This window comes from Xanthobacter sp. 126 (genome assembly GCF_000526175.1).
GTDB classification, from domain to species: Bacteria; Pseudomonadota; Alphaproteobacteria; order Rhizobiales; family Xanthobacteraceae; genus Xanthobacter; species Xanthobacter aminoxidans.
The window spans coordinates 1166172-1191011 of record NZ_JAFO01000001.1 but is presented as its reverse complement, the minus strand read 5'-3'; the positions used below and the strand labels follow the sequence as shown (position 1 = coordinate 1191011).

Here is a 24840-nt window from a genome sequence, read left to right as displayed (position 1 = left end):
GTCTGGGGATAGTCCCGAGGTGTCACATCCTCTGATCTGCTTGGTTGAGAGGGGGGAGCAGGACGCCTAGCCATCACTGGATGCCTCGATCGAAGCGCGCAGCCAATCCCAAACTGCAGTCGCAGCAACGCCGTAATAAGAATTGGTGGTGGGCATCACGACAACCCCAGTAATGCCGCCCTTCTTGACACCCAGTTTCTCGGTGACCTGCTTTGCGGTCGCCGTATCCGACACCAACCACGTCCGATCGGCTATGCGATAATTTTTGTCCTTGTAGACAGTATCGATAGCCTGCTGAAGCGACGGGTTCGCCTCGCGCGCCATAATCGCAAAAATCGTCATCGGACAATCCCGCGTCTCACGGCGAACATCGGCTCCTCCTTTGCCACACAATCTTAGCTGTAGGCAAAATTAGCGCCACCCTCTTAAGAGAGCATGCATGAGAGTTCAACCAGCAGCGAGCTGATGCGTTCCTCCCTGCCCCAGCCAACAACATCCGCCACTCCGTGCGAACGAGTTTCGTCGGCACAAGGGCGCGTTCCGCCAGCTACGCTTACATAGCGCTTACACGAAGGGCATTCGGAGGCTTGGCTTGAAATGTAAGCGCTCAACACTTTGAGTTTTAATTAGATTTTTGGCTGGGGGACCTGGAGTGATATCAGGTCAAATTTTACCTTAAATATCAGATAATTAGCTCATTTCGAAATTTTCCAATACCATCAAACTTACCATCAAAACGCGCCGTGTTCGACCATGCGCGTCCGTGGACGAAAATGGACAAGTGACACTCGCACCTCCGTCCGCACTGCGCCGTGCGACATTCTGTCATGGGCACCCGTGCATCACATCAGCGATCGCAACGGCGCAATCCGAGAGGCGAGCTTGGGCAGTCCCTTGGCCATCAGGTCCATCACGAACTCCGATGGCGTGAATGGCGGCTTCCGGTATCCCTCGCGAATCAGGTTCAGGGTGGCGAGGGCTTCGGTAGGGTAAAGGTCGAAGGTTCGCGCCAAAAACTCATCTGCGTCGATCGCCTCGATCGCGAAGCCATCCAGAGCAGCTGCAGGAAAGTCGGAGAGATTGTCGGTCACAATGTGCTGGGCACCGCAGCGGATAGCCGCAGCCAGCACGTGGCGATCATCGGGATCGGGAAGCTCCAGAGCTGCGGTCAACGGCTCATGGCCCGTCACGAGCGCTTCAGGGAACGCGGCATGCATCGCGGCAAGCTGGGCTTGGATGCTAGCGGCAAACTCCGGCTTCAGAGCGACAAGGCTCCGGGTCCATTCATCGAGTATCTGCGGGCTCCACCGCGCACGAAACAGGCCCGCTTCGCAGAAGCGCAGGAGCACGTCCCGCTTCCTGAACGGAAACAGGACGTTCGCATCCAGCACCACAACGAAGCGGTCGGCGATGCGCTTCACCCGGCGTCAAACTCCTGGCCAAGGCGTGCCAGCTCATCGAGCGCGGCGTTCCGAGCTGCATCACGACGAGCCTTGTACGCCATCAGGTCCGCGTGCATGACGCGCCGATGCGAGCCGATCGGGATGAACGGTATCTCACCGCTTTTGAGCAAGCTGCTGAGGAATGGGCGAGAGACGTTGAGGATGTCCGCCGCCTGTTGGGTGGTGAGCAGAGCCCCGGTCGGAACCAGTGTCACCATGTCCCCACGCGCGACGTGGCCTAGCAGGTCCACCAGCAGATCGCCGATTGCCGGTGCAATCCTAAGCTCCTCCCCCTCGGGGCCTAGCATGACGAGCCGCCCATCGCCCTCGCGGGCGTGAGCCAGTGCAGTCGCCGCCTCAGCAGCGCTGTCTATTTCCTCGCGCGTCGGAAGCCGGCGGGTGAGGTCAGCAATGCAGGCTTCGGCCATCGTTCTCCCCTCCTCCGTTCGCATCCATCTTGGTCCCTTTATAGGGGAATGGGCCATCGCCCATCAAGTGAAATATCCGTAACAACCGAAACAAACGGTTCTCGGTTCCTCGCCGCTCCGATGGACCGCATTCGGCTGGATTGAACAACCCAGCCGACTTGGAACCGCCCTACAAGCTGGCGGTATGAGCGGCTTCGGAGGTCAATGCCTTCCGACGAGGGCCGGCAGCTCCTCGGGCACGATTTCGACGGGCTTGATGGCGCTGCCTTGCAGTTGCTTGATCAGGAGCGTCAGGGGGTTCAGCGCCCTTCCCAGGCCGCGCCCGAAGTCGTCACCGACGCCGATGGCCGCCGCAACGTTCTGCCCCTATCCCTACCACCGCGAGGCCTGAGCCGGGTGGACCAGCGCATCGCGAAAGAATTTAAGGATCTAGTCCCGAACCTCCCTCGGCAGTTCGGCCAGCCGTTCATAATAATCAAGGGACTGACCGAGCGAACAAAACTCCTCGGCCAACGGCGCAAGCGGACCGACAGGTAGCTCGCTTTGGTGCGAAGTTTTCTGATCTTTCCGTAGAATTTTAATGTTGCCGATCAACGTGGCACCATCTGACCCAAAGTAGTAGAGTTGATACTGGGTCTTGTACCCGAAGTCGTCCCAACGATCCTGTTGCAGAACAACCGTACTGGCGGCGGTTGGTGTGTTGCGCGATGGCGCCGCGACCGAAAAGTCCAACCTGATCCTCCGCGGCCCTCGCGCTCCGCGCAGAGAGAATACAACTTATCGGCGTGGTGGCAACGAAAGCTTGGCTTGAGGGAGGGCGATAAGGGGCTGCAGTTGTTCCGGCGGCAAGGCCCAAGTCGAAGGTTCACAAAGGAAAACCAGGCTTCTGTCCCGTCGATCGAATGTCCGGGATCTGATCGGGGATCAAGGACGGCACTCCGCGCGCGCCGGGCGATAACTATCTGTGAGAAGCCGACAGAGGCCAATATCGAGAACTTACCGAAATCCGAAGACGCCGACCCTGGCTGGTCACTTGGGGATGGCCCGAACGAGCCGAACCGATCACACCACCGTTATGGGCCAGAGCCGGCGCCGAACCGCTCCGGGATACCTGGGGAGGCAGCGTCAGCGGGTGACGATACTTCGATCCAGCCTGCGGAGGGTCCATCGAGAACGGTACCGGCGAACAGCGGCCGCCTCAAGGTGACAGTATTATCCAGCCGGGATGCCAGTCCTTGCGTGAGCCTCCGATCGCCGCTACCGTCCTTCGCTGCCGTCGCTTCGGGCGTTGGAGATCAGGGTGTCAACGATCGCGCCATCATTTCTCGCGGCAGCCCCTATGTCGCACCCCTTCGGATGCCGCGAGCGCCGCGCCCCACTTGCTCCCCGTCCTTCCGATCATACGCTGGCAACCCCTTGGCCAGCTTCTCCACCTTCGCGTCCAGCTCCTTGACCGCCCCCATGGTCACGCCGATCGCGTCGATGACCGGGATGGAGCGCCCATCGCCCTTTCCGGTCGCAGCCTTGAAGTCCTGCGCATAGGTGCCGACGTGGCGCCCGCCGTCGCCCATGCCGGGCTTGTAGTCCCACTCCTGCACGGGCATCGAGCGCATCGCCTTCAGCGAGCCCGTAGCCGGCTCCTTGTTCTCCTTCGCATCCTCGTCGGAGAAGATCAGGCCCGCGCCCGTGCCGATGGCGCCCATGAGGTCGCTGTTCGACTGCGAGGCCGCCTCATTCTGCGCTTTCCAGCCGCTGAGCTGAGAATTGTACAGACCGCTGAGGACGTTGGCCTGCCCGGTGAAGCCGTCCATCGCCGTCTTGGTGCCGGACTGCATGATGCCGGCCGTGTTGATGTTGGCGTTGTTCGCTGCCGTGAGGTTGCCGGCGGCCGAATTGCCAATCTGCGCACCAGTCGCGAGAGCCCCGCTCGCCTGTCCTGCCAGCCCGTTGCCCATTCCGATGGCGCTCGCCCGCAGCCCCATGCCCTGAAGGCGGAGATCGCCCCTCGCCTTGTTCTCCGCACCCGCCGCCCCGAGCGCAGTGGCGGTGTCTGCCGCACGATCCGCCCCGGCCCATCGGCCCGAGTTCGGATTGACGCCCATGGCTGCACCGGCAGGGTCCGTGAACCGCTCAAACGCGCGAGCGCGCCTGCCGAAGGTCAGCCAATCGAAGGGGACAGGCTCAGCGCTGAGGGAAGGCGCGTCGCGGCGCATCTTGCGCTCCATCAGCAAGGGAGAAGGAGGCCCGTGCGCCGGAGCCGCGACCGGCACGGTGCTCGATCTTCATGTCCTTGGGCGCGGTGATGCCGATGCGTGCATGTTGCCCGGCCCCACCCGAGGTGCGGCCGACAAGCACGATCGTCACGTCTCCAACGACGATGCTGTCACCAAGGTAAAGGTTGGTCATGAGCATGGCCCGCCGATCAGAATGCTATCGGGGGCGAAGGTCAAACTATCGAATATGTACCTATTTGAACAAGATTGATCGAACTCCCTCTTATGTGAGCGAATATGAGCGCATTATTCGCTCCAAATATATTCAGTTTTCCACAGGTACAGCAGGAGTGGCTTTGCCAGCCGCAGGCTTCCCAGCCGCAACGCGATCGATGTAGTCCGCCCAATCGCCCATCATCTGGCGTCGCCCTGCAAGGTACTGCGCACTGTTGTAAGCGCCTCGAATTTTGTTCCGCTCGTCGTGGGATAGCTGGCGCTCTACCCAGTCGCGGTCATACCCAGCTTCGTTGAACCATGTTGAGGCCATGCCACGAAAGCCATGCACCGTGGCCCGGCCATGCCAGCCCAGGCGGTAGAGGGCGTACAGCATCGTGTTGTTCGACATCACCCCCTCCTTGGACGGAGAGGGGAACAGGTACGGACTGACGCCGGACAGCGGCCGAAGCTCCTTGAGCACGGCCACAGCCTGACGCGAGAGCGGAACGAGATGTTCGAAGCGCATCTTCATGCGGTCGGGCGGAATACGCCAAAGCGGTTCCACGCCCTCCTCACCGTTGAGGCCTTCAAATTCCGCCCATCGGGCAGCCCGTAGCTCGCTTGTCCGGACGAAAGTCAGCAGCATCAGCTTCAAGGCCAACGCCGTTCGCGGATCGCCGTCATATGCGGCTACCGCGCGAAGGAAATCCGGCAACTCCTCGCGCGGCATCGCGCGATGGTGCTGCTGCCGGCCAGCAGGCTTCAGGGCGCCGCGAAGGTCTTGCGTTGGATCACGCGTCGCCCGGCCTGTCGCAACCGCATAGCGGAACACCGCGCCGACTGCCTGCATCTCGCGCCCGGCGAGATCGAGGGCACCGCGCGCCTCCACCTTTCGGATCGCGGCGAGAATTTCGGGCGGCTCGATATCCGCGATAGGTCGGCGCCCGATTGCGGGAAACACGTCAGCTTCCAGCCGGCTGAGGAGGAGCTTGGAGTAGGAGGCCACCCAGGCTGAGGACTTCAGGGTATGCCACTCCCTGGCGATCACCTCGAATGTCCGATCGGTGCCCAGAGCTACGGCGGCCTTGGTCGCTCGCCGCGCCTCGCTAGGGTCCGTGCCGTTCGCGAGTTGCTCCTTGATTTCGTCGCGCCGCTTCCGCGCCTCAGCGAGCGTGACAGCCGGGTACACGCCAAGCGAGAGCGTCTTCTGTTTTCTCGCAAAGCGGTAGGACATCCGCCAGTAGCGATGGCCATCCGGATTCACCAGCAGGAACAGCCAGCCACCATCGCCGAGCTTGTAGGGCTTCTCTTTTCCCTTGGCATTCCTGACTTGGGTGTCGGTCAGCGGCATTGATGGTACCCGCCCTGATGGTCTTTTTGGGGACCATCAACAGTACCATCAAAATGCGCGGCTACCAGCAGCCCAAAATGGACGACGGTGATCGAGCGTGGCACCACGAAGCGAGCAGTCTCAACGCTTCGGTGGCTGAATTTGATCGGAATTGGTTGTCGGTGGGGATCAATATGGCTGGGGGACCTGGATTCGAACCAGGATTAACGGAGTCAGAGTCCGCGGTTCTACCGTTGAACTATCCCCCAACACCCGGCGGGCCGCAGGAGCGGGGCGGGTGGGTCTGCCGAGGCAGGTGGGCTCTATACGCAATTCGATCGCCGGGTTCAACTCCCGTTTCGCGCCATTCACAGGCCGTTTCTGTCGGGCCTGTCCGGGGTGGGACGACACCCATGCGACCGGCAGGACCTGTGGTATACGACATACGCAATGGTGCCATGCACAATCCGCTATATTGCATCGCACGCGAATGGCCTATCTTGCCTTCATCAAATGGAGGCGAAAATGGTCACGATCACTGCACATGCTCCCCGCGAAACCGGCTTCTTCGGTCGCATCGGCAATGCGGTGTGCGACTTCCTCGACGCCGTTGCCGAAGCCCGCGCCATGTCGGAGCGCTATGAGTACCTCTCGCGCCGCTCCAACAGCGAGCTCGCCGAGATGGGCCTCGACCGTCAGCGCATCACCCAGGCCGTTGCCCGCGGCTTCTGAGAATTCCTGAAGGCCCGGCCGCGCGGTTTCGCGGCGGCCGGATGATGTTTCTGTCTTCCGCGTTTCCTCCCAGTGCCCTCCACCCGCTGCCGCAAGGCAGCGGGTTTTCTTTTGCTCACTCCACCTTCACCGTCACACTGTCGCTGCGGCCATCCGCATCGATGACCGTGAGGCGGGCGAAGCCGCGGCCGGGCGGGGTCCAGAACAAAGTGCGGCGATCCTCCACCCGCGCCACCGGGCGGCCGTCCATGAGCAGTGTCAGAGGAAAGGTGCCGCCGTCCACCTTCAGCGCCAGCGTCTCCGCCCCCTCGGCGGCGACGCGCGCGCCGTCGGGGGGATAGACCACCTCCAGCGCCTGCTCCTGACGCGCCCGGCCGAAATGGCGCTGGGGCGGGGGCAGCCGCGCGTTGCCGGCCATCACCGCCCCGCGCGGGGCGGCGGCGAGGCTCGCGGGGGTACGCACGATGCGGGCGAAGGCATCGAACAGCAAGGGCGCCGCCGCCGCGCGGCCGGTGAGGTCGGGCACCGCCTGCCCATCCGGCCGGCCGACCCAGACGCCCACCGTGCGCCGGCCATCGAAGCCCACCGCCCAGCTGTCGCGATAGCCGTAGGAGGTGCCGGTCTTGAAGGCGATGCGACCGCCCAGGGCATTCTCCGGCGCAGGCGTTCCGAGCAGGCACTGGCCCACATACCAGGCGGCCACCTCGTCCACGAGCCGAGCCTTGCGCGGCGCCGCCACCGCCCCATCGCCGCGACGGAAGACGGGGGCATGGGCCTCCCCGCCCCGCGCCAGCGCGGCATAGAGGGTGGTAAGGTCGATGAGGCGGATGCCCACGCCGCCGAGCCCCATGGGCAAGGCCGGCGCCGCACCGGGGGGCAGCTCCAGCCGCCCGCCCGCCTGCTGCATGCGGCTCGCGAGCCTTTGCGGCCCCACCGCCTCCAGAAGCCGCACCGCCGGCACGTTCAGCGACATCTGCAGCGCCTTGCGCACGGAGAGGGTGCCCTGAAAGGTGCGGTCGAAATTCTCCGGCCGCCACGCGCCGAAGCGGGCGGGCCGGTCCTCGATCAATGTCTCGGGATGGGCGATACCGTCCTCGAAGGCGAGCGCATAGATGAAGGGCTTCAGCGTGGAGCCCGGCGAGCGTACGGCGCGGGCGAGGTCCACGGCGCCGGCGCGATCCTTGTCGAAATAGTCGGCGGCGGCCACATAGGCGCGCACCTCGGCACTGTCATTGTCCATCACCACGATGGCGGCGGAGAGCCCGCGCCCCAGCGTACGGGTGCGCTCGCGCACCAGCTCCTCCAACCGCTCCTGCAGGGGGGCATCCAGCGTGGTGAGGTGGCGGGGAAGGTCCGGCCGCTCGGCCGCCATCTCTTCGGAAAGATGGGGCGCGATCTGCGGCAAAGGCCGGCGCGCCGTGGGCACGGCCTCTGCCTTGGCGACGCGCACCTCGTCCGGCGCGATGATCCCCTGCGCGGCGAGGCGGTCCAGCACGCGGTCGCGGGCCGCCTTGGCGCGGGCGGGATAACGGTCCGGCCGCCGCGTCTCGGGCGATTGCGGCAGCGCCACCAGAAGCGCCGCCTCGCCCAGAGTGAGCCGGCGCGGCTCCTTGCCGAGATAGGTGAGGGAGGCCGCGCGCACCCCCTCGATGTTGCCGCCATAGGGCGCGAGGGTGAGATAGAGCGAGAGGATCTCGTCCTTGGAGAGCCGCGCCTCCAGCTCCAGCGCGCGGCGCATCTGGGCGAGCTTGGCGCCCATCGTGCGGGCGCGGGGCGGCAGGGTGAGGCGCGCCACCTGCATGGTCAGGGTCGATCCGCCGGAGACGACCCGCATGGACCCGGCCGCCTGCCCCGCCGCGCGCAGCAGGGCAATGGCATCGATGCCCATATGGTCGCGGAAGCGCCGGTCCTCATAGGCGAGGATCATGGCGACGAGGCGCGGGTCCACGTCCGTTGCCGACGCTGCCAGCCGCCAGCGCCCGTCCGGCAAGGCGAAGGGGCGCAGCAGGCGGCCCTCCTTGTCCACCACCTCGGCCGAGACCTTGGGCTCGGGCGGCGGCGGGGCGTCGGCGCGGATCACCGCAAGCCCCGCCACGCCGGCCGAGAGCGCCAGCACGAGGCCGAGCCCCGCCGCGCCCGCCACCCAGCGCCAGCGGCGCGAGAAAGCGGAAGGCGGGGCAGGAGGCGGGAGGGGCGCGGGCAGCTCGCTCATCGCGCGGGCGCGACCTCCATGCTGCCGGCCGCCGTGCGGGCGAAGCGGTCGGGGCGATACATGTCTTCCACCATGGCCGGCGGATGGGCATAGCGGCCGGGCGAAACCGCCCGCACCGTGTAGGCGACCACGAAGGGCTCATCGCCCTCCTGTCGCGTCACCGAGGCGACGAAGCGGTCGTCGCGGAACTCCACATGGCCGGCCTCGCTGGTCTCGTCGAGCCAGGTGAAGCCGCCGTCGCCGCCCTTGATCAAGTTGGGGTTCTCGATCTCGAAGCCCGCCGGCAGGAAGTCCACCAGCAGCACGTCGGCGAGCGCGCTCTTCTCCTCGGAGAAGGTGAGCACCACGGCGAAGCGCTGGTTCTGCACCGCCTTGGTGGGGTCCGCCGGCTTGCCGTCGAGGGTGAAATACTTGCGGTCCAGCGTGAAGCCCTTGGAGATGGCGGGCTCGGGAGCGACCGGCGCGCCGTTGACGCCCACGACCACCTTCACCGCCTCGGTACCCACGTTGCGCACGGTGAGCGGGCCGCGATCGAGATCGGTGCGCGAGAGCTTGCTGCCGAACGGGCCGCGCACGAGGCCGCCATCCACCTCCAGCGTCATGTTGGCGGCGCTGGCGGCGAGCGTGCGGGCCGCCAGCAGCATCCACGCATTTTCCTGCGTGGAGGTGCGCTCCGTGCGCACCCGCGCCGCATCCACGCGGGCGAGCGCCACGGCGGCCACCTTGTCCAGCCCCGCCTCGCGGACGAGCACGGTCAAGGCGGCGGCATCGCGCAGCACCGAGCCGAAATCGGAACGGCCGATCTCCGGCGCGGTGGCACTGGCGGGGATGCCCTCCAGCGCCACGTTGAAGGCCCGTTCCGCGCGGGTGCGGTCCCCGAGCAGCGCGAGGGCCGCGCCCACCTGCCCGCGGGCCAGCGGCGAAGAGAGATCCTTCAGCCGCGTGTCGGCGATGTAGCGCAGGTCGCCCAAGGGCGCGCGGCCGTTGCGGGCCAGCACGTAGAGGGCATAGGCGAGCCCCTCGCTGGCGGAGCGCATGTCGGCCCCCGCAAGGTTCACCGTGTTGCGCAGCCGGTCCAGAGCCAGCGAGAAGGCCTGATCGGGAACGGTGAAGCCCTTCTCCTTCGCGCGGGTGAGGAAATCCACCACATAGGCGTCGAGCCAGGTGTCGCTGCCGCCCGCCGACCACAGGCCGAACGAGCCGTCCGAGCCCTGCCGCGAGAACACGCGGACGATGGCGTCGCGGATGCGCTGATCGGCCTCCGGGTCTTTCGCCCGGCCCACGAGGACGGAGAGGTCGTTGTAGGAGAGCAGCGGCAGGGCGCGGCTCGTCACCTGCTCGGTGCAGCCATAGGGGTAGCGGTCGAGGGCCGCCAGCAGCGCCGGCACGTCGATGGCGCTGGAGGGCGACACGCTCACCGCCACGCTGCCGGTGCCCGGCAGCAGGTCGGCGAGGAGATCGCGCGACACGCTGATGCTCTCGCCGGGGGCGAGGTTGCGCACCGTGCGCCGCTCGATGTCGGGATAGGCCGGGCGCACCTGCATCTGGAAGCTGCGGGTGATGTCGATGCCCTGCCCCGTCAGCCGCGCCGTGAGGGTGGCGGGGCCGACGCCCCGGCCCTCCAGCGCCAGCCGCACGGACTGGCGCTGCTTCTGGGCCAGCGTGATGGGCGGCACCTGCCCAGTGACGGCAGCGGCGCCGGTGGCGGTCACCTCCAGCCGGTAGTCCCCCGCCGGGCCTTCCACATTGGTCAGGTCCAGGTTGAAGCTGGAGCGGTCGCCAGAAGCGAGGAAGCGCGGCAGGGTAGCGAGCATCACCACCTTGTCGCGCACCACCACATCGGCCGAAGCGTGGCCGAGCCGGTTCTGGCTCCAGGCGATGGCCATCACCCTGAGCGTGCCGTCGAAGGCGGGCACGGGGAAGGAGACGGTGGCGGTGCCGTCCGCCCCCACCTCCACGAGGCCGGAGAACAGCGCCACGGGCGGGCCCTGCGGCGGGCTCGCCATCATCGCCGTCTCGCCGCCGTCGCCGCCGGAGCGCAGCCGGCCGGCGGCGCCCTGCATGCCGTCGATGAGCGCGCCGTAGAAATCGCGGATGTCCGCGGCGAGCCGGCGCTGGCCGAACACCACGGCGTCCGGCGCGGGCGGCTTGTAGCCGGTGAGGTTGAGGATGCCCACATCCACCGCCGCCACCGTCACATAGGCCTTCTCGCCGGCCGGCAGGTTCGACACCTTCACCGGAATGGCGAGGGTGGTGTTGGGGCGCATGTCGGCGGGCGGGGACAGCTCCACCTTCAGAGTGCGCGCCTCCTTGTCCACCGAGAACCAGGAGAGGCCCATGGCGCGGCCGGGCATGCGGCTCGCCTGAACATCCAGCGGGCGGTGGAGGAAGGCGACCACATAGGCCCCCGGCCCCCAATTCCCATCCACCTTGAAGCTGACCTTGGCGGCGCCCGGCTGCACCTGCAGCACCTTGGAGGCGCGCACGCCGTCATTCACCACCATCACCGTGGCGGTGCCGGCGGTGCGGGCGGTGACGGTCGCTTCCAGCGTGTCGCCGGCGGCGTAGGCGGGCTTGTCGAGGGTGAGTTCCAGGCGGTCCGGCGTGTCGGCATTGCCGTCGCCGCCGAAGCCGGCCTCGAAGGTAAGGGAGGTCAGCGGCAGGCCGTCGCCGGAAAGGTCGAGGCGGTAGCGACCGTACTGGGTGGGCACGGAGAGGCGGGCCGGCCCCTCGGCGGTGGTGGCGATGGTGCCCTCGCCGACGCGGGTGACGGTCTTCACCGGCTCGTAGTCCCACGAGCCGCTCACGCGGTACCACTGGTAGCGCGTCTCGATGCGCGAGAGCTTCCATGTGAGGCCGGGCGAGGCGAGCAGCTTGTCGTCCACGCCGGCCACCACCACGTCGAAATTCGCCGTCTCGCCCTCGCGGACGCGATCGGCGAACAGCGGCTTCACGCCGATCTGGCTGCCGGCCGGGGCGAGCGGGAGGACAATGGTGCGCTGGACGGCGCGGCCGCCCGCCTCCACGAGGCGCACGAAGGCCTCCATCTCCAGCGGCCGGGCGGTCTTCGGCAACTCGCTCGCCAAGAGGCGGATGGTGGCGCGACCGCGGGCGTCGGTGACGGGGGCGTCGGCCGTGGGCTGGCGCTCGGCCAGCACTTCGTCCTGCGCATTGCCGAAGGCATAGCCGGCAAAGCCGGGCCGGTTGGCGGCGGCGCGCAGCTCGGTCTCCGCCTCCACGTCGAGGCCGGAGGCGGGGGCGCCGAACAGGAAGCGGCCATCCACCAGCACCTCCACCGCCTTGTCGCGCGGCAGGCGCGGGGCGCGGGCCGTGAGGTCGAACTCCACCCGATCAGGGACGTAATCCTCGACCAGGAACGTCACCTCGCCGATGGCCGGGGCCTTCAGGTCGGTGAGCGCCTTGGCCCGCCAGGTGCCGGTCATGGCGCCCTTGAGGATGGGCAGGTCGAGCGTGCGCCCGCCCGCGCCCTGGTCCTGCACCACCACGCGGCGGTCGGCGACGCCGTCCGGCCGCACCAGTTGCACGGTGAGGGGCACGTTGGGAGCGGCATTGCCCGCCGCGTCGCGCAGCAGGACGGTGACATGCACGGTCTCGCCGGAGCGGTAGACGCCGCGCTCGGTGGCGAGGAAGGCATCCAGCGCGCCCGGCGCCTCGCGGCCGGAGACGCCCCGGTCCGTGAGGTCGAAGGCGGTCTCCTTCATGGAGAGGAAGGCGTAATCGCCATTGGCCGCGCGCGCCGTCACCACCTCCGGCCCCATGCCGGCGGGCCCGCGGGAGAGGCCGGCATCGAAGCGGGCATAGCCGTTGGCGTCGGTCTTCGCCGTGCCCAGCACCTCGTTGGAGCGGGCGACCAGCGTTACGTCCGCCCCGGCCACCGGCTCGGCGCTGCCCAGCGCGCGCACCAGCACATGCACGCCGTCCGGCCCCGCCAAGGCGGTCATGCCGAGGTCGGAGACGATGAACCACTGGGTGGCGAGGCTGCCGTAATCGTCGTCGCCCGAGGTCTCGCGCGGCTCGGCGGTCATGGCGTAGACGCCGGCCTCCAGCCTGCCCACCGCCTCGTCGACGGGGATGGCGGTGACCACATCGGCATTGAGCGCGCCGTCCACCTCCAGCGTGCCGGAGAACACCTCGATGCCCGCGCCCTCGGCGAGACGCGCACGCACATAGCCGTCGAGGCCCTGGCGGAACTCGCCCTGGATGGCGGTGGGCACGAGGCCCCGGTCGCCGATGCGCAGCACCTTGATCTTGAGTTCGCGGGTGTTCACCGAGGTGACGGGAATGCCCTTCTGCCCGGTGCGCGGCAGCACATAGTTGCGGCCGGAGAAATGGGCGGAGGGCTGGCGGTCCCGCACATAGATGGAAAGCTCGGTCGCCTTCTTCAGCTTCTCGCCATTGGCCGAGGGCACGCCGGGCCGCACGGCGATGGTGTAGCGGGAGCCGTGCTTGAGGCCCTCCACGCAGATCTGCCGCGCTTCGCCGGTGATGGCGGGCTTGTCCATGCCGCCCACCTGCACGAAGGCGGAAAAGTCGGTGCCCGGCGCGATGTCGTCGGAGAATTGCACGCAGGCGCGGGGCGACGCGGCATCGGATTCCACCGAATAGTCCACCAGCCGGAAGCCGTGCTCCTCCTTCAGCTTGTCGTAGAAGGCGCGGTCGGCGGGGGTGTCGCGCAGGTCGAGGGCCAGCTTCATGGTGTCGATGGCCGGCTGCCACAGGCGCCGGTCGGCATAGACATGGCCGATGAAGGAGAGCGCCTCCCCCTCCTCCGCCCGCGTCGTGGCGCGGCGGTAGGCGATGAAGGCAGCGGCCAGCGCATTGTCGATGAAGGTGGAAGCGTCTTCATCGTCCGTGGGCTTGATGGCGGCGAGCGAGCGGGCAAGCCGCATCCACACGCCGGAATCCTGCGCCTGCACCAGCGCGAGGCCGGCATAGAGCTCGGCGGCGCCGCGGGCATCGTTGCGCTGGAAGGCCTGGGCGGCATCGCGCCGCGCCTTGTCCAGCGGTCCGGCGGGGGCGGTGGCCTCGCGGCGCAGCAGCCGCTCGTAGCGCCGGGCACCGGCGATCAGATCCTGCCGCTGGAACGTCTTCTGGCTCGCCGCTCGGGGCGGCAGCGGGGTGGCCGGCTGGGCGGGCGCGGGCTGGGCGGCCGGAGCCTGAGGGCGTGCCTGCTGGGCCAGAGCGGGCGTGCCGAGGGCCACGCCGGCCGTCAGGGCGACGGCAAGGCCAAGGCGCGCGCCCATAGGACGGAAGCTGAGGAGACGACGGCGAAGGTCCATGGACCGCTCCCTCGGTGCGCAGCACCGTTGCGGGAGGCGAGGCGTGCGACGCGGCGGGATGGCTCCACAGAGCGGCCCCTGCCCGCAGATCGTTCGACCGGCCCCCTCACGAGAAATGACCGACCGGTGCCCGTCATCCCCATTCCGGAACGACGTGGCCCGACCCCGCACCGCCATCTATGCGCAAGGAGGGCCGCTCGCCAAGAGGGACGTTTGCGGAACGTCAGTTATTCGCTGTGCGAGGGGACCGGACTCCCCTCTCCCCTTGCGGGAGAGGGGGCGGGGGTGAGGGGGCTGGCGCCGCCATTCCGGTTCTGGTGAAGAGGAGAGAACCACCCCTCACCCCGGCCCTCTCCCTCAAGGGGAGAGGGAGTCCATGCGGCGACGATCCCGGCTTGAAGCCGTCGCGCAGGCGTCGCAGAATCGGGCAACATGCGGGGCGCAGCGTCAGGCGCGAGGGGGCTTGATCCATGGTGTCGTTGAGATTTTCCGCCGGCCTGCGGCCATTCGCGCGTGCCGCTGTCCTCGCCGCGGGTCTTCTCTGCGCCGGCCTCGCGCACCCCGCCTTCGCGCAGGCGGTCGATCCCCTCCCCTCCTGGAATGCGGGGGCGACCAAGACCGGCATCCTCGATTTCGTGAAGGCCACCACGACCCCCGGCGGGCCGGATTTCGTGCCCCCCGCCGACCGCATCGCCACCTTCGATCAGGACGGCACGCTCTGGGTGGAGCAGCCGGTCTATACCGAGGTCGCCTTCGCCGCCGCCCACGTGCGCGCGATGGCGCAGGCCAATCCGGCGCTGAAGACCGAGGAGCCGTTCCGCACGGCCATTTCCGGTGACGAGAAGGCCAGTGAAGAGGCCCTGGGCAAGCTCTCCTCCGGCGATTTCATGAAAATCATCATGCTCACGCTGGAATCCCTCACGGTGGAGGAGCTGCGCGCCGCGGCGCAGGACTGGATGGCCACCGCCCGCAATCCGGTGCTGAACCGCCCGCACACCGAACTCGTCTACCAGCCCATGCAGGAGGTGCTGCAGCTGCTGCGGGCCAACGGCTTCCGCACCTATATCGTCACCGGCGGCGGGCAGGATTTCGTGCGCGCCTTTTCCGAGAAGCTCTATGGCATCCCGCCCGAGCAGGTGGTGGGCACGCCGGACGCGGTGCGCTTCGGCTACGACGCCGCGGGCCGCCCGGTGCTGCGGCTGGAGCCGGCCGTTCTGTTCGAGGACGTGAACGGCGGCAAGCCGGAGGGCATCCACCTCGTCATCGGCAAGCGCCCCATTGCCGCCTTCGGCAATTCCACCGGCGACCGGCAGATGCTGGAATATACCAAGGCCGGCAAGGGCCTGCGCTTCGCGGCCCTGGTGCTGCACGATGACGGGAAGCGCGAATTCGCCTATGGCCCGGCGCAGGGCCTGCCATACTCCGAGGTCGGCACCTTCACGCAGAGGCTCTATGACGAGGCGAAGGCGCGCGGCTGGTACGTCATCTCCATGAAGGACGACTGGAAGAAGGTGTTCGCCTTCGAGCCGTAAGGGTCCTTCGCGGCTCCGTTGCGTCCTCCTCCATTTTGGGGATGCGGCGCCCGGAGCTTCCGTGGACGATGGCGACGCGCTCAACCGAGACCTCCCGGAAAGCGCCGGCCGGGCCGCCGCTTCCCCGCAGGCGCCCGGCCGGATTTTTATCCGGATACCGCCGAACGCCCATTCGGCACCTCCCTGATGGCGACTTTTCCCGCTGCGCCGGACAGACACGCGACTGTCACCGCCGTCCGCTTGATTTGCATCATGGAAGGCAGGACGCTGCCGGCCGACAGGTTGGGGCGAGCATCCGTCCGGAGGCCCTGCCCCCTGGCCGGCCCGGACGGCGGCACGAGGGAGAGCGCACATGACCGCTCATTTGGCCGCAGCGGCGGCTCAAGATGCCCAGCACAATCGACATGCCAAGTATGATCGCCTGATCTCGGCGGCGCAGGCGCTGCCCCGGCTCAAGGTGGCGGTGGCCCATCCCTGCGACGACGTTTCGCTCCGCGCCGCGCTGGAGGCGGCGGACCTCGGGCTCATCGAGCCCATCCTCGTCGGCCCCCCGGCCAAGATCGCCGCGGCGGCCGCCGCCGGCCAGCTCGACATTTCCGGCGTGCGGCAGGTGGCCGCGGCGCACAGCCACGAGGCGGCGGAGAAGGCGGTGGCGCTGGTGCGCTGCGGCGAGGCCGACGCTTTAATGAAGGGCAGCCTTCACACCGACGAGCTGATGAGCGCGGTGGTCGCCCGCGACACCGGCCTGCGCACCGCGCGGCGCATCAGCCACTGCTTCGTCATGGACGTGCCGAGCCATCCGGACGCGCTCATCATCACGGATGCCGCCATCAACATCGCCCCCTCGCTGGAGGACAAGGCGCACATCGTGCAGAACGCCATCGAGCTGGCGCAGGCGCTGTCCTTCCCCGAGGTGCGGGTGGCCATTCTCTCGGCCATGGAGACGGTGAACCCCGCCGTGCCCTCCACCATCGACGCGGCGGCCCTGTGCAAGATGGCCGATCGCGGCCAGATCACCGGCGCCATCGTCGACGGGCCGCTGGCGCTGGACAATGCCATCGACCTCGGCTCGGCGGCTATCAAGCACATCTCCTCCCCCGTGGCGGGGCGGGCGAACGTGCTTGTCGTGCCGGACCTCGAAGCCGGCAACATGCTGGCGAAGAGCCTCTCCTTCCTGGCCGGCGCCGATGCGGCGGGCATCGTGGTGGGGGCGCGGGTGCCGATCATCCTCACCAGCCGGGCGGATTCCGCGCCCACGCGCCTCGCCTCCTGCGCGGTGGCGGCGCTGCTCGCCGCCGCCCAGCAGGCCACGGCTCGCGCGGCGGCCAAGGCGCTGGAGGTCTGACCATGGCGCGCGTGCATCTTGTCCTCAATGCCGGCTCCTCCAGCCTCAAGTTCCAGGTGTTCCTGGACGATGGCGCGGACGTGCCCAACCGCATCTATCGCGGCCTGTTCGAGGGGCTGGGCACCGATCCGCACTTCAAGGTGAAGGACCACGACGGCGCCACCGTCGGCGACCAGCGCTGGGACGGCCACGCGGCCTTCGGCTTCGAGGAGGCGCTGGCCACTCTCTCCGACTGGCTCGGCGCCCACCGGGGCGGCCACCAGCTCGCCGCCGTCGGCCATCGCGTGGTGCATGGCGGCCCGCATTATACCCATGCGGTGGAGCTGACCCCCGCCATCATCAACGAGCTGGACACCCTCTCCCCGCTCGCCCCCCTGCACCAGCCGAAGAGCCTCGAACCGATCCGCATCATCGCCCGCCGCGTGCCGGGCCTGCCGCAGGTGGCGGCGTTCGACACCGCCTTCCACCGCACCCAGCCGGAACTGGCGCAGATGTTCGCCATTCCCCAGTCGATGACCGACGCGGGGGTGAAGCGCTACGGCTTCCACGGCCTGTCCTATGCCTATCTCGCCACCCAGTTCCCGAAGGTGGACCCGCGCCTCGCCAAGGGGCGGGTGGTGGCGGCGCATCTCGGCAACGGGGCGAGCCTGTGCGCCTATGACGTCGCGCGCTCCATCGCCACCACCATGGGCTTCTCCGCCCTCGACGGGCTGGTGATGGGCACGCGCAGCGGCACCATCGATCCCGGCGTGGTCTTCTATCTCCAGCGCGAGATGGGCATGAGCGCAGAGGAGGCGGAGCTTTTCCTCTATACCAAGTGCGGCCTCGTCGGCGTCTCCGGCCTCTCCAACGACATGCGCGTGCTGCGCGAGCGCTGCGAGACGGACGCCGGGGCGCGGCGGGCCATCGACCTGTTCGTCTACCGCATCAACCGCGAGTTCGGCTCGCTGGTGGCGGCGCTGCGGGGCATCGACGCCCTCGTCTTCACCGCCGGCATCGGCGAGAACGACGCCGAGACCCGTGCCGAGGTGATCCGCGCAGCCGCCTGGGCCGGCTTCGAGCTGGACCCGGAAGCCAACCGCGCCGGCGCCACCCGCATCACCCGCGGCACCGGCCCGCAGGCCTATGTGATCCCCACCGACGAGGAATGGACCATCGTCCGCGAGATGCGGCAGGTCCTGTCTCACACCCAGGTTCCTTCGGCCTGAGGAGGCCTCCATGCATCCGCTCGACATGATGAAGGTCTACGGCCGGGTGGCGGAAATCTACCGCCTGCGCATCGGCGAGGCGGTCTCGGCCTATGGCGCGGCCATGCGCGAGGCGGCCTCCGCATTCGCGTCCGCCGGCCGCCCGCAGACCCCGGCCGAGGCTTGGCGCGACAGCGTCTCCTATGCCTTCGACGCCGCCCAGCGCTCGCTGATCTTCTGGGACACCATGCGCCAGCGCGGCAACAACTGGATCGAACACGAGAAGGCCGGCAAACCGCCGCTGCTCGCCTTCGACTATGAGATGGTGGCCGACGCCCGCACCTTCGCGCGGCCCTGCAACTATGCCCTCGTGCGCATCCTGCCGCCGGACGGCGTGACGCTCGATCCCGAGCAGCGCGCCTTCCTCATCATCGATCCGCGCGCCGGGCACGGGCCGGGCATCGGTGGCTTCAAGAAGGATTCCGAGGTCGGCTTCGCCCTGAAGGCGGGGCACGCGGTTTACATGGTCATCTTCTTCCCCGAGCCGATGCCGGGGCAGACGCTGGCGGACGTGTCGCTGGCGGAATCCGAATTCGTGCGCATCGTGCGCGATCGCCACCCCACCCGCGAGCGGCCGGTGGTGATGGGCAATTGCCAGGGCGGCTGGGCGGCCATGCTGGTCGCGGCGCTGGACCCGGATAATGTGGGACCCATCGTGGTGAACGGCGCGCCCATGTCCTACTGGGCCGGCAACGATGCCGAGAATCCCATGCGCTATGCCGGCGGCGTGCTGGGCGGCGCATGGACCGCCTCGCTGGCCTCCGACCTCGGCGGCGGCGTCTTCGACGGCGCCTATCTCGTGGACAATTTCGAATATCTCAACCCGGCGAACACCTATTTCACGAAATACTATTCGCTCTACTCCAAGATCGACAGCGAGCCGCCGCGCTTCCTGGAATTCGAGCGCTGGTGGGGCGGCTACTTCCTGATGAACCGGGAAGAGATCAAGTGGATCGTGGAAAACCTGTTCGTCGGCAACAGGCTCGCCGCCGGCAAGGCGGAATGGGCGCCGGGCAAGACCTTCGACCTGAAGGCCGTGCGCTCGCCCATCATCGTCTTCGCCTCGCTGGGCGACAACATCACCCCGCCCCAGCAGGCCATCAACTGGGTGGCGGACCTCTACCCGACCACGCAGGCGCTGAAGGATGCCGGGCAGGTCATCGTCGGCCTCATGCACGAGAGCGTGGGCCATCTCGGCATCTTCGTCTCCGGCGCCATCGCCCGGCGCGAGCATGCGCAGATCGTGGACCTGCTCGACTATGTGGAGGCGCTGCCCCCCGGCCTCTACGGCATGACCATCGAGGAGGACCGCTCCGGCCCCGAGGTGAAGTATGACGTGACCCTGACCGAGCGCCGGGTGGAGGATCTCGCGGTCCTGCAGAAGTACGACCGCAACGACGAGATCCCGTTCGAGGTGGTGGCCAACGTCTCGCAGACCAATTCGCGGGTCTACGAGACCTTCGTGCATCCCGCGCTCGCCGCCGTGGTGACGCCGGAGATGGGACGCCTCGTGCGCGCGGTGCATCCGCTGCGCGCGGTGCGCTGGGGCCTGTCCGATCTCAATCCGTGGCTCAAGGCCATGGCGCCGCTGGCCGAATTCGCCCGCGGCCAGCGCACGCCCCGCGACGAGACCGGTGTGCATGTGGCCGGCGAGCATTTCGCCGCCACCGCCATCACCGCCGGCCTGGACCTCTACCGCCGCCTGCGCGATGCGACGGTGGAGACTGAATTCTTCCGCCTCTATGGCACCTTCGCCATGCTGGACCCGGACCTCACCGCGCCGGCCACCGCCGCCGCTCTGGTGGAGCAGCCGCCGGCGGAGGTCGCGGCTGCGCTCGCCGCCATCCGCGAGGGCGGCTTCACCGATGCCGGCGTGCGCGTGGCGCTCATCGGCTTCAAGCGGGGCGGCAACGAGCGCCGGCTGTCCACCCTGAAGCAGATCCGCGAGCTGGTGGGCTACGAGCTGGGGCTCCTGGCCATGCCCTCCGACGTGGCGCAGGCCATCATCCGCCGCCAGTCCATCATCGTGGACCGCAACGAGGCGGAGGCCATCGCCACCCTGCCCGCGCTGCTGAAGACGCCGCAGGAGCGTTCACGCCTGCTGGCCCTGCTCGACCGGCTTCTGTCCAACATGGACATCGCCCCCGAAGCCGCCTCGGTGGTCGAAGAGGTGCGCCGGGTGCTGGCGGCGGCCGATGCAGCGCCGGGCGTGGCCCCGGCCTTGCCGCAGGGTGCGGGCGCACAGGTGGTGCCCTTCCCGCTCAGCGTGGCCTGAAGCTACGGCACAACCGCGGCCGGCTGGCGCCAAAAGGCAATTGGCCCGCCGCGCCGCCTGTGCCAAGCGCTGGGTGAGACGGGTACGTTGCCGGCCCCGACCGCGGTGCTAGTGTGCGTGCAAGCGTGGCGCTGCCGGGTCGCGGCACGGCGGTGCGGAACAAGTTGCGGAGGTCGGGGCGGCGCCACCATGCGGCATCGCCCGGCCGATCAGGGGGGAAAAGCCATGGGCATCGTCGCTCGTCGGAAGCCGGCGCGTTGGGAAACCGTTCGTCCGGCAGTGTGGGCTGCCGCCCTGCTGTTGGGCGCCTTGCCGATCGGCGCGCGCCCCGCCCTCGCCCAGCAAGGCCCGATCCCCGTTGGGGTGGTGGCCGCCGAGCTGAAGCCCATCGCCGACGCCATGGAATTCGTCGGCCGCGTGGAGGCCCCCGAGCGGGTGGACATCCGCGCCCGCGTCAAGGCCATGCTGGAGGCCGTGCTCTTCAAGGACGGCGAGAGCGTGAAGGAGGGCCAGCCCCTCTACCGCATCGAGAAGGCGCCCTTCGAGGCCGACGTGCAGCAGGCGCAGGGTGACGTGGAGCGCGCGAAGGCCGCCCTCGCCCTCGCCAAGATCCAGCGGGAGCGCGCCGAGGAACTGCTCGCCAAGAATGCCGGCACGGTGGTGGCCCGCGACCAGGCGATCGCCAACGAGGACAGCTCCAAGGGCGCGCTCCTCACCGCCGAGGCGGCGCTGAATACCGCCAAGATCAATCTCGGCTATACCGACATCGTGTCCCCCATCACCGGCCGCATCGGCCGCACCGCCTTCACCCGCGGCCACATCATCGGCCCGGACAGCGGCCCGCTCGCCACCGTAGTGAGCCAGAACCCCATGTATGTCACCTTCCCCGTCAGCCAGCGCGACTATCAGGAAGCGCAGAAGGAGGAGGGCAAGGCCGACCTCTCCAATGTGGAAGTGCGCATCAAGTTTCCCGATGGCAGCTTCTATGGCGAGGTGGGACGCATCAACTTCATCGACGTGTCGGTGAGCCGCACCACGGACACCATCGTCATGCGCGCCGACGTGCCCAACCCCAAGGGCCAGCTGACGGACGGCCAGCTCGTGCGGGTGGAGCTGAAGTCCGGCAAGCCGGAGGAGCGCATCGTCATCCCGCAGGCGGCGCTCATCGCCGATCAGGCTGGCGTCTACGTCTTCGTGGTGGAGGACGGCAAGGCGGTGGTGCGGCGGGTGAAGCCGGGCGGCAACGTAGGCGCCGGCATCGTGGTGGAGGGGATCAAGGCCGGCGAGCCTGTGGTGGTCGAAGGCTTCGAGGCGCTCAGGCCCGGCGCCGCCGTGCGCGCGACCCCCGTCGTCGGCGTGAAGGGCTGAGCCATGCTCTCCTCCGTCTTCGTCGACCGCCCGCGGCTCGCCATCGTCATCGCCATCGTCACGGTGATCGCGGGCCTGCTCTCCCTCTTCGCGATCCCCGTATCGCAATATCCCGACATCATCCCGCCGCAGGTGTCGGTGACCACCTTCTATCCCGGCGCTTCCGCCGAGGTGGTGGATTCCACCGTCGCCCAGCCCATCGAGGCGCAGGTGGTGGGCGTGGACAAGCTCATCTACATGAAGAGCGTCTCCGGCGATGACGGGTCCTACACCCTCACCGGCTCGTTCGAGCTGGGCACCGACCCTGATATCAACACCGTCAACATGAACAACCGCGTGCAGGTCGCGCTCTCCAAGCTGCCGGAAGACGTGAAGCGCCAGGGCGTGACGGTGAAGAAGAAGTCGTCCGCGCTGCTCGGCGTTCTGGCGATCTATTCGCCCAAGAAGACCTGGGACCCGCTCTACATCTCCAACTACGTCACCATCAACATCCTCGACGAATTGAAGAGCATTCCCGGCGTCGGCGACGCGGGCCTGTGGGGCCCACAGGACTATGCCATGCGCGCCTGGGTGAAGACCGACCGCCTCACCGGCCTCGGCCTCACCGCCGAGGACGTGGTGAACGCCATCCGCTCCCAGAACATCCAGGCGGCGGTGGGCCGCCTCGGCGCCCGCCCGGTGGCGGACGACCAGCAATTGCAGCTGAACCTGCGCACCAAGGGCCGCCTCTCCAGCGTCGCGGAGTTCGAGAACATCGTCCTGCGCACCAATGCGGACGGCTCGGTGCTGCGCCTCGGCGACGTGGCGCGCCTCGAGATGGGGGCCTCCAACCTCGACCGCGAGACCCTGTTCAACGGCGGCCCCTCGGCGGTGCTGGCGCTCTACCAGTCGCCCGGCGCCAACGCCATCACCACCATCAACGCCATCCGCGCCCGCATGGACGAGCTGGCGAAGGCCTTCCCCGAGGATCTCGCCTGGAAGGTCACCTACGACCCCACCGTCTTCGTCACCGACACCATCCACGAGGTGCAGAAGACGCTCATCGAGGCGTTCATCCTCGTGGTGCTGGTGGTCTACCTCTTCCTCGGCTCGTTCCGCGCCACCCTCATCCCGACGCTGGCGGTGCCGGTGAGCCTGATCGGCACCTTCATCGTGCTGAACGCCATCGGCTATTCCGCCAACACCGTGTCGCTGCTGGCCATCGTGCTGGCCATCGGCATCGTGGTGGATGACGCCATCGTGGTGGTGGAGAATGTCGAGCGCGTGATGGAGGAGCATCCCGAGCTTTCCCCCGCCGACGCCACCAAGAAGGCGATGGCGGAAATCACCGCCCCCATCATCGCCATCACCCTGGTGCTGCTCTCCGTGTTCGTGCCGGTGGCCTTCATCCCCGGCATCTCGGGCGAATTGTTCCGCCAGTTCGCCATCACGGTGGCGGTGGCCATGTTCCTCTCGGCCATCAACGCGCTGACCCTCTCGCCGGCCCTGTGCGGCATCCTGCTGAAACCCTCCCACGGGCCGAAGAAGGGGCCTATCGGCTACGTCATGCGCGGCATCGACAAGGTGCGCGACGCCTACGGCTCGGCGGTGGCGCGGCTGGTGCGCTTCTCGCTCATCGGCCTCGTCTGCGTGTTCGTCGCCTCGGGCGGCATCTTCGCTTTGTCGAAGCTCACGCCCACGGGCTTCCTGCCGGAGGACGACCAGGGCGCCTTCTTCGTCGTCGTGCAACTGCCCGGCGGCGCCTCGGTGGGCCGCACCACGGAGGTGATCCGCAAGGCCGAGGCGCTCCTGAAGGAAGAGCACACGGTGGAGGACTACACCTCCGTCGTCGGCCTCAACTTCATCGACAATTACTCCCAGCCCAACGCCGCCTTCATCGTCGTCACCATGAAGCCGTTCGAGGAGCGCAAGGGCAAGGACGAGAGCGCCAACGCGGTGCTCGCGCGCCTCGGCGAGAAGATGCGCATGATCCCCGGCGGGACGGTGGTGCCGCTCGGCCCGCCACCCATCGTCGGCCTCGGCACCGGCGGCGGCTTCTCCTTCGTGCTGCAGGATCTCAGAGCCGGCGATCCCAAGGTGCTGGCGCAGGTGCTGCGCGGCCTCTTGATCGCCGCCAATCAGGACCCGCAGCTCACCCGCGTGTTCTCCACCTATTCCGCCACCAACCCCTCGCTCCAGCTCGACATCGACCGCGACAAGGCGCAGGTGCTGGGCGTGCCGCTCGACAGCGTGTTCACCGCGCTCCAGACCTCGCTGGGCGGCCTCTATGTGAACGACATGAACCTCTACGGCCGCACCTGGCAGGTGCAGGTGCAGGCGGAGGGCGAGGACAGGAAGGATGTGGAGGACATCTACCGCATCCATGTCCGCAACAACAAAGGCGAGATGATCCCGCTCAGGTCCATCGTGGAGGTGCGGGTGGAGGTCGGCCCGCCGGCGCTCATCCGCTACAACAACAAGCGCGCGGTGACGGTGCAGGGCTCGCCCGCCCCCGGCGTCTCCTCCGGACAGGCCCTCGCCGCCATGGATGCGGTGGCGGCCAAGACCCTGCCGCAGGGCTTCTCCGGCGCGTGGACCGACACCTCGTTCCAGGAAAAGCGGGCGGAGGGCAAGACGGGCATCATCCTCGCCTTCGCCGTGCTGTTCGCCTTCCTGTTCCTGGTGGCGCTCTATGAGAGCTGGTCCATCCCGGTGCCGGTGCTGCTCTCCGTCACGGTGGGCATGCTCGGGGCGTTCGCGGCCATCGTCATCGGCCAGCTCACCCTCGACCTCTACGGCCAGATCGGCATGATCGTGCTCATCGGCCTCGCGGCGAAGAACGGCATCCTCATCGTCGAGTTCGCCAAGGAGCGGCGCGAGCATGGGGAAGACCTGCTCCAGGCCGCCACCGAGGGCGCGCGCCTCAGGTTCCGTCCGGTGATGATGACGTCGCTCGCCTTCATCCTCGGCCTCTACCCGCTGGTGGTCGCCACCGGCGCGGCGCAGATGGCGCGGCAGAATGTGGGCACGCCGGTGTTCGGCGGCATGATCGCCGCCTCCTTCCTCGGCATCTTCGTCATCCCGCCGCTCTACGTGCTGTTCCAGGGCATCCGCGAGAAGCTGCGCCCCGGCGCGCGGCCGAAGGTGACGGCGCCCAAGGTAACGGTGCCACCCGCACCGGAGGCTGGCGGCGGACACTGAGAAAGTTGGGAGGCCGCCCC

The 24840-nt window shown here is 68.0% G+C and carries 16 protein-coding genes and 1 tRNA gene; 8 read left to right on the top strand and 9 right to left on the bottom strand.

Annotated elements, in window-relative coordinates; genetic code table 11:
• Nucleotides 1-66: 66 nt before the first annotated feature.
• From XAN126_RS0105615 to XAN126_RS26850, 3 genes are all read right to left on the bottom strand, one after another.
• A complete protein-coding gene (locus XAN126_RS0105615; RefSeq protein WP_024277624.1) occupies nt 67-342 on the bottom strand; it encodes a hypothetical protein in 276 nt (91 codons plus the stop codon).
• Between the two features lie 500 nt (nt 343-842).
• The gene (locus tag XAN126_RS0105610; protein ID WP_024277623.1) at nt 843-1421 is read right to left on the bottom strand and encodes a PIN domain-containing protein; all 579 of its coding nucleotides are present in this window, start codon (nt 1419-1421) and stop codon (nt 843-845) included.
• On the bottom strand, nt 1418-1870 hold the full coding sequence (locus XAN126_RS26850; RefSeq protein WP_024277622.1) for a helix-turn-helix domain-containing protein: 453 nt from the start codon (nt 1868-1870) through the stop codon (nt 1418-1420). The genes XAN126_RS0105610 and XAN126_RS26850 overlap by 4 nt, the downstream gene beginning before the upstream one ends.
• 204 nt (nt 1871-2074) lie before the next feature.
• On the opposite strand from XAN126_RS26850, the gene XAN126_RS0105600 reads away from it, so the two are divergent.
• Nucleotides 2075-2407, top strand: a complete 333-nt coding sequence (locus XAN126_RS0105600) for a hypothetical protein (protein WP_024277621.1) — start codon at nt 2075-2077, stop codon at nt 2405-2407.
• An 800-nt stretch (nt 2408-3207) separates the two neighbouring features.
• Here the strand turns inward: XAN126_RS0105600 and XAN126_RS26845 are convergent.
• From XAN126_RS26845 to XAN126_RS0105580, 4 genes are all read right to left on the bottom strand, one after another.
• A complete protein-coding gene (locus XAN126_RS26845; RefSeq protein ID WP_024277620.1) occupies nt 3208-4083 on the bottom strand; it encodes a tail fiber domain-containing protein in 876 nt (291 codons plus the stop codon).
• Nucleotides 4052-4282, bottom strand: coding sequence for a carbon storage regulator (locus XAN126_RS0105590; RefSeq protein WP_024277619.1), 231 nt, complete (start codon nt 4280-4282; stop codon nt 4052-4054). Before XAN126_RS0105590 ends, XAN126_RS26845 begins: the two co-directional genes overlap by 32 nt.
• Nucleotides 4283-4408: 126 nt before the next feature.
• The gene (locus XAN126_RS0105585) at nt 4409-5650 is read right to left on the bottom strand and encodes an integrase arm-type DNA-binding domain-containing protein (RefSeq protein ID WP_024277618.1); all 1242 of its coding nucleotides are present in this window, start codon (nt 5648-5650) and stop codon (nt 4409-4411) included.
• Nucleotides 5651-5824: 174 nt separating this feature from the next.
• Nucleotides 5825-5898: transfer RNA gene (locus tag XAN126_RS0105580), tRNA-Gln, on the bottom strand.
• Between the two features lie 256 nt (nt 5899-6154).
• Between XAN126_RS0105580 and XAN126_RS0105575 the strand changes: the two genes are divergently transcribed.
• Entirely contained in the window at nt 6155-6361 is a 207-nt protein-coding gene (locus XAN126_RS0105575) for a hypothetical protein (protein WP_024277617.1), read from the top strand.
• Between the two features lie 115 nt (nt 6362-6476).
• Here the strand turns inward: XAN126_RS0105575 and pbpC are convergent, their stop codons facing one another.
• Together pbpC and XAN126_RS0105565 are read right to left on the bottom strand one after the other, a co-directional pair.
• Nucleotides 6477-8573, bottom strand: a complete 2097-nt coding sequence (gene pbpC, locus XAN126_RS0105570; protein WP_024277616.1) for a penicillin-binding protein 1C — start codon at nt 8571-8573, stop codon at nt 6477-6479.
• Entirely contained in the window at nt 8570-13873 is a 5304-nt protein-coding gene (locus tag XAN126_RS0105565; protein ID WP_197024008.1) for an alpha-2-macroglobulin, read from the bottom strand. The genes pbpC and XAN126_RS0105565 overlap by 4 nt, the downstream gene beginning before the upstream one ends.
• A gap of 470 nt (nt 13874-14343) precedes the next feature.
• Here XAN126_RS0105565 and XAN126_RS0105560 point away from each other — a divergent pair, with 470 nt between their 5' ends.
• The 6 genes from XAN126_RS0105560 (at nt 14344) to XAN126_RS0105535 (ending at nt 24820) form a co-directional block, all read left to right on the top strand.
• Nucleotides 14344-15405: an HAD family hydrolase gene (locus XAN126_RS0105560; protein ID WP_024277614.1), complete on the top strand. Its 1062-nt coding sequence runs from the start codon at nt 14344-14346 to the stop codon at nt 15403-15405.
• 352 nt (nt 15406-15757) lie between these two features.
• On the top strand, nt 15758-16750 hold the full coding sequence (locus tag XAN126_RS0105555) for a phosphate acetyltransferase (RefSeq protein WP_197024007.1): 993 nt from the start codon (nt 15758-15760) through the stop codon (nt 16748-16750).
• 2 nt (nt 16751-16752) lie between these two features.
• Entirely contained in the window at nt 16753-17958 is a 1206-nt protein-coding gene (locus XAN126_RS0105550; protein ID WP_024277612.1) for an acetate/propionate family kinase, read from the top strand.
• A gap of 10 nt (nt 17959-17968) precedes the next feature.
• On the top strand, nt 17969-20272 hold the full coding sequence (locus tag XAN126_RS0105545; protein WP_024277611.1) for a DUF3141 domain-containing protein: 2304 nt from the start codon (nt 17969-17971) through the stop codon (nt 20270-20272).
• Nucleotides 20273-20497: 225 nt separating this feature from the next.
• Nucleotides 20498-21640, top strand: coding sequence for an efflux RND transporter periplasmic adaptor subunit (locus XAN126_RS0105540; protein WP_024277610.1), 1143 nt, complete (start codon nt 20498-20500; stop codon nt 21638-21640).
• Between the two features lie 3 nt (nt 21641-21643).
• The gene (locus XAN126_RS0105535; RefSeq protein WP_024277609.1) at nt 21644-24820 is read left to right on the top strand and encodes a multidrug efflux RND transporter permease subunit; all 3177 of its coding nucleotides are present in this window, start codon (nt 21644-21646) and stop codon (nt 24818-24820) included.
• Nucleotides 24821-24840: the final 20 nt, after the last annotated feature.